General features: G+C 54.4%; 11 protein-coding genes. 4 read left to right on the forward strand and 7 right to left on the reverse strand.

The genetic code is table 11. The annotated features are described in order from the left end of the window. The first annotated feature begins 234 nt into the window (after positions 1-234). The gene (locus tag ABLW18_RS07405) at positions 235-1,662 is read left to right on the forward strand and encodes an FAD-binding oxidoreductase (RefSeq protein WP_347824187.1); all 1,428 of its coding nucleotides are present in this window, start codon (positions 235-237) and stop codon (positions 1,660-1,662) included. A gap of 264 nt (positions 1,663-1,926) precedes the next feature. Further along, a complete protein-coding gene (locus ABLW18_RS07410) occupies positions 1,927-2,571 on the forward strand; it encodes an RluA family pseudouridine synthase (protein ID WP_347824188.1) in 645 nt (214 codons plus the stop codon). A gap of 131 nt (positions 2,572-2,702) precedes the next feature. Here the strand turns inward: ABLW18_RS07410 and ABLW18_RS07415 are convergent, their stop codons facing one another. The 6 genes from ABLW18_RS07415 to ABLW18_RS07440 form a co-directional block, all read right to left on the reverse strand. Beyond that, positions 2,703-4,145 carry an aldehyde dehydrogenase family protein gene (locus ABLW18_RS07415; RefSeq protein WP_347824189.1) on the reverse strand — a complete coding sequence of 481 codons (1,443 nt, stop codon included), beginning with the start codon at positions 4,143-4,145 and terminating at the stop codon, positions 2,703-2,705. A 172-nt stretch (positions 4,146-4,317) separates the two neighbouring features. After that, positions 4,318-6,453, reverse strand: a complete 2,136-nt coding sequence (gene pnp, locus ABLW18_RS07420; RefSeq protein ID WP_347824190.1) for a polyribonucleotide nucleotidyltransferase — start codon at positions 6,451-6,453, stop codon at positions 4,318-4,320. A 174-nt stretch (positions 6,454-6,627) separates the two neighbouring features. Beyond that, positions 6,628-7,527: a DMT family transporter gene (locus ABLW18_RS07425; RefSeq protein ID WP_347824191.1), complete on the reverse strand. Its 900-nt coding sequence runs from the start codon at positions 7,525-7,527 to the stop codon at positions 6,628-6,630. Positions 7,528-7,645: 118 nt separating this feature from the next. Continuing rightward, a complete protein-coding gene (gene rpsO / locus ABLW18_RS07430; RefSeq protein WP_347824192.1) occupies positions 7,646-7,915 on the reverse strand; it encodes a 30S ribosomal protein S15 in 270 nt (89 codons plus the stop codon). A gap of 145 nt (positions 7,916-8,060) precedes the next feature. After that, a complete protein-coding gene (locus tag ABLW18_RS07435) occupies positions 8,061-8,945 on the reverse strand; it encodes an alpha/beta hydrolase (RefSeq protein WP_347824193.1) in 885 nt (294 codons plus the stop codon). After that, positions 8,942-9,448 (reverse strand): DUF1643 domain-containing protein, encoded by a 507-nt coding sequence (locus tag ABLW18_RS07440; protein WP_347824194.1) that lies wholly within the window; start codon positions 9,446-9,448, stop codon positions 8,942-8,944. Before ABLW18_RS07440 ends, ABLW18_RS07435 begins: the two co-directional genes overlap by 4 nt. 967 nt (positions 9,449-10,415) lie before the next feature. On the opposite strand from ABLW18_RS07440, the gene ABLW18_RS07445 reads away from it, so the two are divergent. Continuing rightward, positions 10,416-10,811 carry a hypothetical protein gene (locus tag ABLW18_RS07445; RefSeq protein ID WP_347824195.1) on the forward strand — a complete coding sequence of 132 codons (396 nt, stop codon included), beginning with the start codon at positions 10,416-10,418 and terminating at the stop codon, positions 10,809-10,811. 2 nt (positions 10,812-10,813) lie between these two features. On the opposite strand, the gene fdhF is transcribed toward ABLW18_RS07445, so the two are convergent. After that, positions 10,814-13,609, reverse strand: coding sequence for a formate dehydrogenase subunit alpha (gene fdhF / locus ABLW18_RS07450; protein WP_347824196.1), 2,796 nt, complete (start codon positions 13,607-13,609; stop codon positions 10,814-10,816). Positions 13,610-13,768: 159 nt separating this feature from the next. Between fdhF and ABLW18_RS07455 the strand changes: the two genes are divergently transcribed. Next, on the forward strand, positions 13,769-14,428 hold the full coding sequence (locus tag ABLW18_RS07455) for a histidine phosphatase family protein (RefSeq protein ID WP_347824197.1): 660 nt from the start codon (positions 13,769-13,771) through the stop codon (positions 14,426-14,428). The last annotated feature ends 19 nt before the right edge of the window (positions 14,429-14,447 follow it).

Below are 14,447 nucleotides of genomic sequence, written 5' to 3' on the forward strand. Positions count from 1 at the left end.
GTGGGCGCAACGCGCTGACGGATGGCGATCCTGGCAAAAGCCTGAGGACCGGAAGACGATGACTTCCGGAATTTGCTGCCGTTTACACGTCTTTTGCGTCCAGAGTCAAGCGCGGCATACGCCTGGCTCTGAGTGGCGCTAGAGAAAAAAATTGCCAAAGCAGAGGTCTGTCATTACTGACACGGGGGCAGCTCGGCGATTTTGTGCCTTGGGCGACATGAGGGCAAGGGCGTTATGTTAAATCCAGTGACGGCAGAGTTTATAAGCCAACTGCAACGCCTCCTGCCTGCCGCCGCCTTTCCCGAGCTTGGTGATAAATATTTGACCGAGCCGCGTGGACAATATCGGGGCTCTGCTGGGCTATTGGTGGCACCGGACAGCACCGCTCAAGTGGCGCAGGTTATCACAGTGGCGGCGGCGGCTCGGATCAGCGTTGTGCCTTACGGTGGTGGCACTGGTCTTGTCGGAGGGCAAATCCTGCCAGAATCCACGACCGGTGCCCCAGCCCCGCTGATCCTGAGTCTTGGGCGGATGCGTCGGATTCGAGCCTGTTACCCTGCGGAGAATGTTCTGGTGGCTGAGGCCGGTGTGGTGCTTGCAGAGGTTCAGCAGAGCGCGGCGGATGTGGATCGACTATTTCCGTTATCGCTGGCCTCTGAAGGCACGGCGCAGATCGGCGGGTTGCTCGCCACCAATGCAGGTGGGATCAATGTACTGCGCTATGGCATGGCGCGCGACCAAGTCCTAGGGGTTGAAGCGGTGATGGCCGATGGCCGAATTTTCAACGGTCTTCAACGACTGCGCAAAGATAACACCGGCTATGATTTGCGGCACTTGCTTATCGGATCAGAGGGCACCTTAGGCATTATCACCGCAGCGAGTCTCAAGCTGGCGCCCCGGCCACAATCTGAGGGTACGGCGCTTTTGACCGTAGACAGTCCGAGTGCGGCGCTGAAACTGTTGGGGCGTGCTAAGGGCTTATTGGGTGAAAGCATCTCGGCGTTTGAGTTGATTTCTGGACAGGGCTTGCGCTTTTTGACCGAGACCCATCCGCAGATGCGTCAGCCATGGTCCTCGCCGCCCAATTGGTCGGTTCTGCTGCATCTTGGTGTGTCGCATGGCACAGGGGCGGAACAGGCCATTGAAACCCTCTTCGATCAGGCTTCAGACATAATCCTTGATGGGGTGATCGCCCAATCTGCACAGCAAGCGCAGGATTTGTGGAGCTTGCGGGAGACTATCCCTCTTGCCAACCGCGCAATTGGCGCAATTTGTTCGTCGGACATTTCTTTGCCATTGTCAGAAATTGCTGGTTTTATCGAAAAGATGCCTCATGCTCTGGCCCGTTTTGGCGACATCCGAATCAATTGTTTTGGGCATCTCGGAGATGGGAACCTCCACTACAATCTGTTTCCTGCTGAGGGTGCGCCCGCTTCAAACTACCGCGATATGCGGGCAGATTTGCAGGCAGAGGTGCATCGCCTGACACATGAATTAGGGGGATCTGTTTCTGCGGAGCATGGCGTTGGGCGGCTCAAGGTGGCGGATATTGCGCGTTTTGGTGATCCTGTGAAATTGCAACTTATGCGCCAGATTAAAGACACGTTGGATCCTCAAGGCATTATGAACCCCGGGGCCGTTTTGCCGCTAAGGGCAGCCTAGCTGCGCGCTGGGCATATCGACCAGACCAGGCATGCCATAGGAGTTATATGTGAGCCTCGGCTCGGCGAATGAAATATGTCCTGTACAAAAAATACAGCTGAGGACAGCCCAAAATTATCTTATTAAATAAATCCTAAACAATATCTTAGATTAACTTAAAAATGCGGAGCTTGTAAACTGTGGATCAGGAAAATGGAGCATCAAGAAAATAGATATTTTTGCTGGGCAATTTACCTGTAGGTGCGAAAGAGCTATGGGCGGGTCATGACAGCCTATACCCCTCCGATGGACCCTTTGGATGTGATCCATCTGGATCATGAGCTCTTGCTGGTTAACAAACCCTCGGGTCTTTTGTCTGTGCCCGGGCGTGGACCACTCTTGGCCGATTGTTTGATGTCCCGCATTCAGGCCGACTACCCCACAGCGCTTTTGGTGCATCGGTTGGATAGAGACACCTCTGGCGTCATGGTCTTTGCTTTGTCACCCCATGCACAGCGTCATTTGGGGCTGCAATTTGAAAAACGCCAGACGCAAAAGACTTATGTGGCGCGGGTTTGGGGGCAAATGGCGGCACAAAACGGCACGGTTGATTTGCCGATCATAGTTGATTGGCCGAACCGGCCGCGGCAGATGATTTGCCATAAGACTGGTCGCGCGGCACAGACCGATTGGCAGGTGATTAAAAGGGGCGCTCAAGAAACGCGCATCAAGTTAAGTCCCAAAACGGGTCGCTCGCATCAACTTAGGGTGCATATGCTGGCGCTTGGGCATCCGATTTTGGGCGATCCGTTTTATGGCACGCCGGAAAGCCAAGCGGCCCCGCGCCTGATGCTACATTCCCACCGCTTGCGTTTACGTCATCCAGATGGTGGAGAACTGATGGATTTCCGCGCAAAAATACCGTTCTAAAATACCGGCCGTACCTGCTCAGTGACGATGAATGGTGCAATCGGCATGATAAGTGCCCATCAAAATCCCGATCCGTGCGCTTATCGCTTGTCCACAGTGCGGAAATTTTGATGGGGCTTTAGGTGTATGACTTAACTGTCTGCCCAGCAGCTCACAGCTTTGATTTCCATGAACTCATGCAGGCCGAACATACCGCCTTCGCGGCCATTGCCTGATTGCTTGTAGCCGCCAAATGGGCTGCCCATGCCGAAGCCGACAGAATTGGTTTCGACCATGCCCGAGCGTAACTGCCGCGCGACACGCTGACGTTGTTCTTCATCGCCGCATTGGATGTAATTGGTCAAACCATAGGGCGTGTCATTGGCAATTGCGATGGCTTCCTCTTCGGTATCAAAGGGCATTATGGTCATGACAGGGCCAAAGATTTCTTCGCGGTTGATACGGGCCGTGTTGTCCACATCCGCAAAGATGGTCGGGCGGACATAATAGCCGCTGTTCAACCCTTCCGGGCGACCAAGCCCGCCTGCGATCACTGTGGCGCCATCTTCTTTTATACCCACCTCGATTAGGTTTTGGATTTTGTCAAATTGCATCTGACTAACCACGGGACCGATATGGCCGCCCTCTTCAGACGCGGGGCCAACTTTAGTAGCCTCGGCTGCGGCCGCGGCTTGCTCCAGCGCTTGGGCGTAGCGAGAGCGCTCTACCAACATACGGGTTGGGGCGTTGCACGATTGGCCGGAATTGCGCATGCAGCGGGCGACTCCATTGGTCACCGCATCATCAGCAGCATTGGCGAAAATGATATTTGCACCCTTTCCGCCCAGCTCGAGGCTCACACGTTTGAGCGTATCGGCGGCGGCTTTGGAAATGGCGATGCCCGCACGGGATGAACCTGTGAAGCTAACCATATCCACATCAGGATGCACAGACAGCTGAGAGCCAACGCCCAGACCATCGCCGTTGACGAGGTTGAACACACCGGCAGGGAAGCCTGCCTCATGAATCATCTCAGCAAACAATAGGCCCGAGAGCGGCGCAATTTCGGAGGGTTTCAACACCATAGTGCAGCCCGAAGCCAGCGCGGGCACGGCCTTGAGCACAATTTGGTTCATGGGCCAGTTCCAAGGCGTGATCAAAGCGGTGACGCCAATGGGTTCCATCACGGTGCGCTCATTGGGCGCTTGAGGGCCGAGTGGGCGATCAAATTCGAAGTCTTTGAAGGCATTTATAAAGCCTTGCAAATGCCATGTCCCAGCACCAACCTGCTGGTTACGAGCTAATTTTTGCGGTGCACCCATTTCAAGGCTGATGGCTTCGGCCATATCTGCCTGCCGGGCTTTGTAAACGTCGAGGAGTTTTTCTAAGAGCTCCAAACGCTCCGCTTTGTTGGTTTGGGACCAGCTGGGGAAGGCAGCTTTTGCCGCTGCGACCGCTGCATCCGTATCGGCTTGACCGCCTAAGGAAACCACCCCAAGCACATCTTCGGTGCTTGGATCTATGACATCAAAGTCATGCGCTGTTACTGGATCAACCCATTGGCCGTTAATATAAAACTGGCGTTTTTCGATCATCTTTGCCTCCCGCAGAACTGAATTCGATCGAGAATGTCATTGCCGGATAAAATGCGCAAGCGTTGAGGGCATAGGCACGCAAAATTTTTGATAAAAATCTCTTTAAGCATATGGTTTGGTCAAAAAAGCCCCACAAAAAGCGGGACTTTTTAAGATGTGTATCGCCGGCGGCTTAGCCTTCGCTGGCCTCATCGGCAGTGATTTCTTCGCCGGTTTCTTGGTTGATCATTTTCATGGCCAAACGCACCTTGCCGCGATCGTCAAAGCCCAGCAGTTTGACCCAGACTTCTTGACCTTCTTTGAGAACATCTGAGGGGTGGTTCAAGCGGCGGTTTTCGATTTGGCTGACATGGACCAGACCATCACGCTTGCCGAAGAAGTTTACAAATGCGCCGAAGTCGACAACTTTGACGACTTTGCCTTTGTAGATCGCATTTTCTTCAGGCTCTGCCACAATCGCGTGGATCATGTCATAGGCTGTTTTGATGCTATCACCATTCGGGCTGGCGATTTTGATCACACCTTCGTCGTTGATATCGACTTTAGCGCCGGAGACTTCAACGATTTCACGGATTACTTTACCACCAGAGCCGATAACTTCACGGATTTTGTCAGTTGGGATTTGCATAGTTTCAATCCGTGGAGCGTGAACAGAAAATTCCTGTGCGCCCGAGATGGATTTGCCCATTTCACCCAAGATATGCAAACGACCAGCTTTGGCTTGCGCCAAGGCTTTTTTCATAATGTCCTGCGTAATGCCGGCCACTTTGATGTCCATTTGCAGTGAGGTGATCCCAGCTTCTGTGCCGGCCACTTTAAAGTCCATGTCACCGAGGTGATCTTCATCGCCTAAGATATCGGTCAGAACGGCATACTCGCCATCATCTTCCAAGATCAGACCCATGGCGACGCCCGCGACAGGCGCTTTCAAAGGCACACCCGCATCCATCATAGACAGCGAGCCACCACAAACGGACGCCATAGAGGACGATCCGTTAGATTCGGTGATCTCAGAGACCAAACGGATCGTGTAAGGAAAGTCGGTTGCCGGAGGCAAAACCGCCTGAAGGGCGCGCCATGCCAATTTACCATGTCCAATTTCGCGGCGACCCGGAGGGCCAAAGCGACCGACTTCGCCGACAGAGTAGGGCGGGAAGTTATAGTGCAGCAGGAAATTGGATTTATAGGTGCCGTGCAAGGCGTCGATCATTTGCTCATCATCCCCGGTGCCCAAAGTGGTCACGACCAGACCTTGCGTTTCGCCACGGGTAAACAGCGCGGAGCCGTGTGTACGTGGCAACAGACCTGTTTGGCAATTAATTGCGCGGACGGTATCTAAGGCTCGGCCATCAATGCGTTTGCCGTTCTTAACCACATCGCCGCGCAGAACTTTGGATTCCAATTTTTTCAAAGCAGAACTGAGGTCTTCATCTGCCAGCTGAGCTTCGCTTAGGCTGGCTTTGATTGTTTCTTTCGCAGCGGCAACCGCAGAGGTGCGTTCCTGCTTGTCGGTGATGGCATATGCGGCGCGCATAGCATCTTCACCAGCGGCAGAAACGGCGGCGAAGAGTTCTTTGTAATCTGGAGCTTGGAAGTCAAAAGGCTCTTTCGCGCAGTCTTCCGCCAGATCCACGATCAGATCAATCACAGGCTGGATTTGCTCATGAGCAAAAGCAACCGCTCCGAGCATCTCATCTTCAGACAGCTCATAGGCTTCGGATTCAACCATCATCACTGCATCTTTGGTGCCAGCAACAACCAGGTCCAAACGCTGCTCAGGGTTCTGGCGCAGATTGTGCATGTCATCAATCGTCGGATTGAGAACATAGTCACCGTCTACAAAGCCCACACGCGCCCCGGCGATTGGGCCCATAAATGGCGCGCCCGAGATGGTCAGAGCAGCTGAGGCCGCGATCATCGCAACCATATCAGGATCGTTGACCAAGTCATGAGACAGAACGGTACAGATCACCAAGACTTCGTTTTTGAAGCCCGGCACAAACAACGGCCGGATGGGGCGATCGATCAAGCGTGATGTCAGCGTCTCTTTTTCAGTTGGACGTGCCTCACGTTTGAAAAAGCCACCTGGAATTTTGCCGGCAGCGTAATATTTTTCATTGTAATGTACAGTCAGAGGAAAAAAGTCCTGACCGGGTTTTTGGCTTTTGGCGAATGTTACGTTCGCCATAACTGAGGTTTCACCCAAAGTCGCAATTACGGTGCCGTCGGCTTGACGGGCAACCTTACCTGTTTCCAAAGTAAGGGTTTCTTCGCCCCACTGAATGGATTTTTTAGTTTCTGTGAACATCTATGTTTTCCTAAACGGCCCATTGGCCTATCACATGGCGGCCCCATTGCCGCCGACCCCGATATCTTGTTTTCGGGCGCTGGAGTCCGGGCGCCGCGTTTCAGATAGCGCGCACTTATAGTAATATTTGCGTCGGGGGAAGGGGGGGCGTGATTTTGCGGCGTTGGACGCAGCTTAGGTTGGAGCGCCTTGGGCCGCTGGTGCTTCAAAGATCTCTACCACGCAGGCCCCAATAATCAGGCAAGCCCCGATCCATTCCAGCATCCCCATGGCCTCTTCAGGCAGCATCAAGCTGGCAGTGAAGGTGGCGACAATGACTTCGCTCATCATCAAGAGGGCAACACGACCGGGAAAGAGAAATTTTTGTGCCCAGAAGATAATTAATATCGATGGTAGAATGATCCCAATAGAAATCACAGTTGAGGCGGCTGCGACCTGTTGCAAAAGCGCCAGGCTTGGAGCTGAGGTTTGGCCCCATAGAGCCCCGAACAATAGTGCAAATAAAGAGGCGAGGCAGAACTGAAACAGCAGCAACGTCGGCATGGGAACCTCGCCATAACGTTTGATCATCGCCCCGCCCACAGCCCAGGTAATGCCCGAGAGGAACCCTAAAGCATCCCCGATGTTAAGAGGGACTTGCCCGCCGCCTTGGGACACCAAAAACCCAAGGCCGAGCAAGCCAATTGCAATGGCGATCCAGCGGCCGCGGGTGACTTCTTCTTGCAGCCAATAGCTGCCAATCAGCGTCGACCAAATTGGCGCGAGGTAAAACAGTAACGTCACACGCACCACTGAAGACAGCACAAGACCGATGGTGAACAGCGCTACGGTTAACCCCATAAATATGCCAATCAAAGCCCCGCGGCGCACATGCGCCAGCTGGCTGCGGAATTGCCATAGAAACAGTGCCAGTGCGACAAAAGCAGCTGGAATATTGATCAAGGCAACGGCCCAGTCTTCGCGCACGCCCATCCCTGCAAGGTAGCGCAGCGGAATCCAATATAGCCCCCAAATTCCTGCTGCGATCAACACAGCGAGGGAGGCGAACCGGTTTGAGGGATTGGAAAATTGCATAAAAAATCTGTCCAGTAGATAGAGCCAATTGTCTAGCCCAAATTTAGACGGCGGCCCCCAAACGCAAAAAACCGCATCCAGAAGGATGCGGTTTCAAAATCTTGGATTGGACAGATCCTTAGCGGCGCAGGCCCAAACGTTTGATCAAATCTTGGTAACGAGCTTCGTCTTTGCCTCGAGCATAATCCAGAAGCTTACGACGTGTGGCCACCATTTTCAGCAAACCGCGGCGCCCGTGGTTGTCTTTTTTATGGGTTTTAAAGTGCTCAGTCAAAGTTGCGATGCGCGACGACAAGATTGCAACCTGAACTTCAGGGGAACCTGTATCGCCCTCTTTGATGGCGAATTCTTTCATGAGCCGTGCTTTTTCTTCAGCGGTAATCGACATCGGGGTCTCCTTTTAAGGTTAAGGTTTATGGCGCAGGCCGGGATGTCGTCCAGCAAGGCCCGTGGAGGCACCGCTACAAACGTCACAAGGAATCTGAGCGATGGCTGCGTATAGGGAAGTTTTTCGCGAAAGGGAAGGGGATTCTCTAGGGCGCAAAGAAGGGTGCGAAAGTTGCAAGAACAGCCTGAGGATTTTCCTCCATGACGAAATGCCCAGACTCGCAGACGCTGGCCTCCACCGCAGGGGCCCAGCTGCGCCAGATCTCTGCTGCATTGCCACTTTTGGCAGGGAATCCATGAGCGCCATAGAGCAAGCGTAGCGGTGCGGTGATCTGTTTTCTGGCGGCCTTATCCGCCTCATCCAATCTACGATCAAAACTGGCTCCGGCGCGATAATCTGCACACATGGCATGAACCCGTGCGGGGTCCAGGGCCTGCGCGCGGTAACTGTCCAGGGCTGCGGGGGAAAAGGCCGCAAGACTATTGCTCAGCGTCCATTGCGCCAAAGTCCAATCCACATAAGCGACAGGATCCGCCCCGATCATCCGTTCGGGCAAGGGTGACGGTTGGGCCAGAAACGTCCAATGATAGGCGGCCATTGCAAGATCTGCAGTCCAGCTGGCCCAGAAATCGGCTGTTGGCACAATTTCAATGATGCCCAGCTTGCCCAGCCGCTCTGGATGATCCAGCGCAAAACGATAGGCGACCCGCGCGCCGCGGTCATGGCCTAGGATATCTGCGCGAGAAATATTCAACGCGGTGAGAAGGTCGGCCATATCCTGTGCCATATTGCGCTTGGAATAGGTAGTGTTGTCTGGATCATTCGCAGGCGCGTCGCTTTCGCCATAGCCGCGCAAATCGGGAATAATCACATCATGCCGCTGCGCCAATTGCGGCGCCACAGTTTCCCAACACATGTGGTTTTGCGGAAAACCGTGGATCAACAGCAGGGGCGCTCCCTGCCCGGCGCGATGGACAGCGAGATCCACGCCGTTGCAGCGGATGACTGTCTTTGTGAAACCTTCAATCATGTCCAAACCTCGGGCTGCTGAGAATAGGCGATATAAAGCGGATGTTTAGGATGCCCGGCCTTTGACAGGCCCAAATGCAACACCGAACGGCCCGACGCGCGCAAAAGTGCCTCGACCTGAGGTCCGCGGTTCAAATGCGCGCCATGGGTGCCCCAGGCAGCAATCACCTGATCGCCCCACTGGCAGGCCTCAAGAATCGCCGCGTCATTCTCGGGGCCGATGGGATCAAGGGCGGTGCGCATCTTACGCGGGTCGGTGTCGCGCCAGGCAAAGATATTGGTCACGCGAAACCCGCCAAACCCCAAGCCCCGCACCCGCCGCTCGCAGCGCTCAACCGTGGGGTCGTTTTGCACCTCGGTGGCGGTGGAGGGGTTGAGCATGACAAAGCTCAACCGCCGTCCCTGCGGATCCCAAACGCGGGTCAGAGCATAGCGATACCGTTCGCAGTCGGAATAGACCGCGACGCTGGGCGCATCGTCCTTGATATGGGAGCGGGTAATCATAGCCTATGCTGGGTCATTGTGCGGCGGAGTTCAAGAGCGTTTGCCCCGCGCAGCCTATGGGCAAGTCTCTGATATATTGTCATTTGTCAAAATATTTTGCAGGCTCGACCCGGCCGACACATTTGGGCGGCGATATTTGATAACAAAGTGATTTGAACCGATGAGCGATAGCAAACCTGACCAGATTTTAGCAGAGGAGAACAACGACCCTTGGGTGAAGCTGATCCTCTGGACGCAAGAATCATCGTGCCCATCCTACCGTTGGAATGGGTTTATGAAGTATTTGGGTGTAGAAAGATTGAAGCTCTTGGAGCCCTTGAACCTAACAGAGGAACAGCGCTTAGAAGTTATGAAACGGTTGGGGGCTGACAGTGTGGAATATAGGCGCGCACGGCCATTGCTTGACGATGACCTCGCAGATGCGAAAAAATTGTTTCCGATAGATACCGATTTCGGGGATATGGGGCCGGCGATAACGATCGACAACCACAGGTTTAGCGAGGCGTTTGATTTCAAGGGCGCGTTTTTTTTGAGCACAATCAGGTTTGAAAATTGTTGTTTCGAGCGCGGCGTTGGTTTTTATAATGCAAATTTTGAATGGGGCCTCATTTTCGGGTTCTAAATTTTTGGATGCAGCCAATTTCGAACAAGCTTAATTCCGCGTTGCTGCTATATTCAATAGCGTCAAATTTAGTTGACCGGTTAATTTTTATTGCCAGCGGCCTGACGATCATCTTGCATCAAATTTTAGGTATGCGCTATTTGAAACAAGTTCCCTAGCTTCCACGGTCGAAATTTTCATCCGGCCTGTAAATTTCATGGTGTGATTTGGCCAGAAATTCCAAAAAGAAATGGTCCAAAAAAAACTTAAGGCAGTGTCGAAGGCGCTTTGCTGAACCATATCACCGCCTACGAATACATCCGCACCCAAGCCGAAAAAATCGGGCAGCTGTAGCTGCGTAAAGAGATGATCTGGCGGGAGCTGGCTTGCCGCGCGGAGATGGCAGAGCCATCTTTTGAACGGCCCTTGCGCAAAGCCTACGGCTGGATTTGCAATCATGGCACCTCGGTTGGCCGGCTGGCTCTCGCGCTGCCGTACCTTTGGTGCATCACCTTTTTTGCCTGGCGCGGATGGGCCGCACATGAGCCGGCGATCACGACCTGGGATGTTCTTTACCACACGGGCGGGCGAATGTTGCAGTTTATCAGCGGTCATGCCTATGTCGAAGAGCAAACCCTTAAAGCGATATGCGCCGCGCCGCCTGCGTTGCATTTTCTCTGCACCATCGCCGCGGTCCTCAGCCCGTTCTTTTTGTTTCTCATGGCCTTGGCGCTCAGGCTCAAATTCCGCATGTCGATCTGACGCTATTCAGCGGCGATTTGATCCTTGGGGTTTTCCACCTTCACCGCGGAGAATTTGAACTCTGGGATTTTGCCAAAAGGATCCACTGCGGAATTGGTCAGCAAATTGGCCGCCGCCTCCACAAAGGCGAAGGGCAAAAACACCATATCGAGCGCCACGGCGCGATCCTCGCGGGCCATGATCTCGATGCTGCCGCGTTTGGTGGTTAAGCGGACCAAGCCGCCCGGCGTCACGCCCAGCTTGCGCAGAGTGGAGGGATGTAGTGAGCAATTGGCCTCTGGCTCCACTGTATCGAGCACCTTTGAGCGGCGGGTCATGGAGCCTGTATGCCAATGCTCGAGCTGCCGGCCCGTGGTCAGGATCATCGGATACTGTGCATCTGGCACATCATCGGGGGCAATCAAATCTGCCGGAGTGAAGCGCGCACGCCCATCCAGCCGCGGGAACCCATCTCCAAAGACGATAGGCTGGCCGGGGTCTGTCGGGGAGAGCGATGGGTAGGTCACCGCATTCTCACGTTCGAGACGCTCCCAGCTGATATTGTCAAAAGATTTCATAGTGAGCTTCATCTCAGCGAAAACCTCACTGGGGTGGGTATAGCTCCAGCCGAGCCCGAGCCGTTTGGCCAGCTGCACTTCGATCCACCAATCCGCGCGCGCCTCACCGGGTGGGGGGACCGCTGGCCGGCTCAGTTGCACTTGCCGGTTTGTATTGGTGACTGTGCCGCTCTTCTCTGCAAAGGCAGCGGCCGGTAGGATTACATCGGCATAATTGGCGGTTTCGGTGATGAAAATATCTTGCACCACCAGATGCTCCAGCTTGGCCAGAGCATCCCGCGCATGGGCCACATCAGGATCGGACATGGCTGGATTTTCACCCAGCACATACATGCCGCGAATAACGCCCGTGTGCACGGCATCCATGATTTCTGTGACGGTGAGACCTTTGTTGGGATCCAGCGGCTCATTCACGCCGCCATCACGAGCCCAGACCTCTGCAAATTTGGAGCGGACGTCATCGCTGACCACAGTTTGCATATCGGGCAGGAACATCGGGATAAGCCCGGCGTCAGAGGCGCCCTGCACATTGTTTTGCCCGCGCAGCGGATGCAGCCCCGTGCCGGGCCGACCCACATTGCCGGTCATGAGCGCCAGGCTAATCAGACAGCGTGAATTGTCAGTGCCGTGGATATGCTGCGATACCCCCATGCCCCAGAAGATCATCCCCCCCTTGCCGCCGGCAAATACCCGCGCGACATCGCGCAGTGTTTCCGCGTCAATGCCGCAGATATCGGCCATTTTCTCAGGGCTGAAGCCTTTCAGATGCGCACGCTCGGCGTCCCAATTTTCCGTGTAGCTGTCGATGTATTTCTGATCATAGAGGCCTTCCTCCACGATCACATGCATGATGGCGTTGAGCATGCTAACATCCGCCCCGGGCCTGAATTGCAGCATATGGCTGGCAAAGCGTTTGAGGGCCTGTCCGCGCGGATCCATGACAATCAGCTTTCCACCGCGTTTGGTGAATTGCTTAAAATAGGTCGCCGCAACGGGATGATTTTCGATTGGATTGGCCCCAATGACAATTGCAACATCGGCGTTTTCAATCTCGTTAAAGGTCGCGGTTACCGCGCCAGAGCCAACGTTCTCCATCAAAGCTGCGACGCTGGAGGCGTGGCAGAGGCGGGTGCAATGATCCACGTTGTTGTGCCCGAAGCCCTGGCGAATGAGTTTTTGGAACAGATAGGCTTCTTCATTGGTACATTTCGCCGAACCAAAGCCCGCAACGGAGGCGCCGCCGTAGGCTTGTTTGAGCTTGGCCAGACCGCCTGCGGCGACATCCAATGCCTCTTCCCAGCTGGCTTCGCGGAAGACATCGCCCCAATTTCCCGGATCAACGTTGAGGCCCTTGGCCGGCGCATCTTCTTTGCGGATGAGCGGCTTGGTCAGGCGATGATCGTGGTGAATATAGTCAAATCCAAAGCGGCCTTTGACGCAGAGGCGACCTTCATTCGCGGGCCCGTTGATCCCTTCGACATATTTAATGCGATCCCCTTTGACCTTGAGGCTGACCTGACAACCCACACCGCAGAAAGGGCAGATGCTTTCGACCTCATGATCAAAATCTTTGCTGTCTCCGATTTGGTTTTCATCGGTGACCGTTGCTGGCAACAATGCGCCCGTGGGGCAGGCCTGCACACATTCACCGCAGGCGACGCAACTGCTTTCACCCATTGGGTCCGCCATATCAAAGGTCGGATAGGCATCATGCCCCCGGCCCGACATGCCAATGACGTCATTGACCTGAACCTCACGGCAGGCGCGCACGCACAGGCCGCATTGAATACAGGCATCGAGATTGACAGACATCGCTACATGGCTGTCGTCCAGCAGAGGGATGCGCCCCTCTTCGAGTTTTGGAAAGCGGCTTTCAAGGACGCCTTGACCCGCTGCCATCTCCCAAAGGTGACTGGATTTGTCATGCGCCACCTCCTGCTGTGGTTGATCTGCGACCAGCATTTCCATAACCATCCGGCGCGCCTGCTTGGCGCGGTCCGAACGGGTATGAACGACCATGCCTTCAGCTACAGGACGGATGCAGGAGGCCACCAGCGTCCGTTCCCCTTCGACCTCGACCATACAGGCGCGGCAATTGCCGTCGGATCGGTATCCTGGCTCGTCGCGGTGACACAGATGGGGAATGATAAAGCCCTGGCCTTTGGTGACGTCCCAAATCGTTTGTCCAGCAGGGGCCGACACCTCTGCGCCATCAAGGGTGAATGTGACTGTATCTGACATCGAACGTCTCCTGCGAATCTTTCTCTTGATAGACCAGTTTTTTGCTCAAAACAGGTGCCATACGCGACAGGCATAGCCAAATTTACGCCAAGGTGGGTTTCTGATGCACGTCATTTCAACCCGATTGGCAAAACCGGCAAAGCGAGTTAACTCAGTGCTATGAGTCAAAGTGAAATTATATTGATCCGCCATGGACAGGCCAATACCGGTGCCAAAGATGAGGACAGCTATGACAAGCTTTCCGCTACAGGTCATCAACAGTCTGCTTGGCTGGGCGATTATCTGCGCGCCCAAGACAGTGCATTTGACCGGGTGATTTGCGGAAATCTTCGACGGCATCAGGAGACTGCGGCGGGGTTAGGTCTGTCGCAGAGCATCGAGGTTGATGCACGGGTGAATGAGCTGCGCTATTTTGATTTGGCCAGAGAATATCAAGCGCAAACACGCGAGCCTTTACCCAACTCAGCGGAAGAATTTGCCCAGCATGTGCCACGACTTTTCACCGCTTGGCATGCTGGCCGGTTGGACAATGCTCATGAGAGTTACCGCAGCTTCGCAGATCGCTTTGCTCAAGTGATGTCGGAGCTTGCCAACTTGGGTGGCTGCAGTTTGGTAATCACCTCTGGCGGCGTGATTGGTATGTCGATTGCCCGGCATTTATCCCTTGGGCCGGAGGGATTTTCGCAGGTGATGCTGCCTATTCACAATTCTTCGATACATCGATTTTCAATTGCACAAGGGGCGACGCAAATGGCAAGCTATAACGGCACGCCGCATTTGGATGCCGCCGACCGCCGTTATGCACGGACCGTGATTTAATATATTAATTGGAACAGAC

The organism is uncultured Planktomarina sp. (assembly GCA_943788425.1).
In the GTDB taxonomy this organism is placed as follows: Bacteria; Pseudomonadota; Alphaproteobacteria; order Rhodobacterales; family Rhodobacteraceae; genus Planktomarina.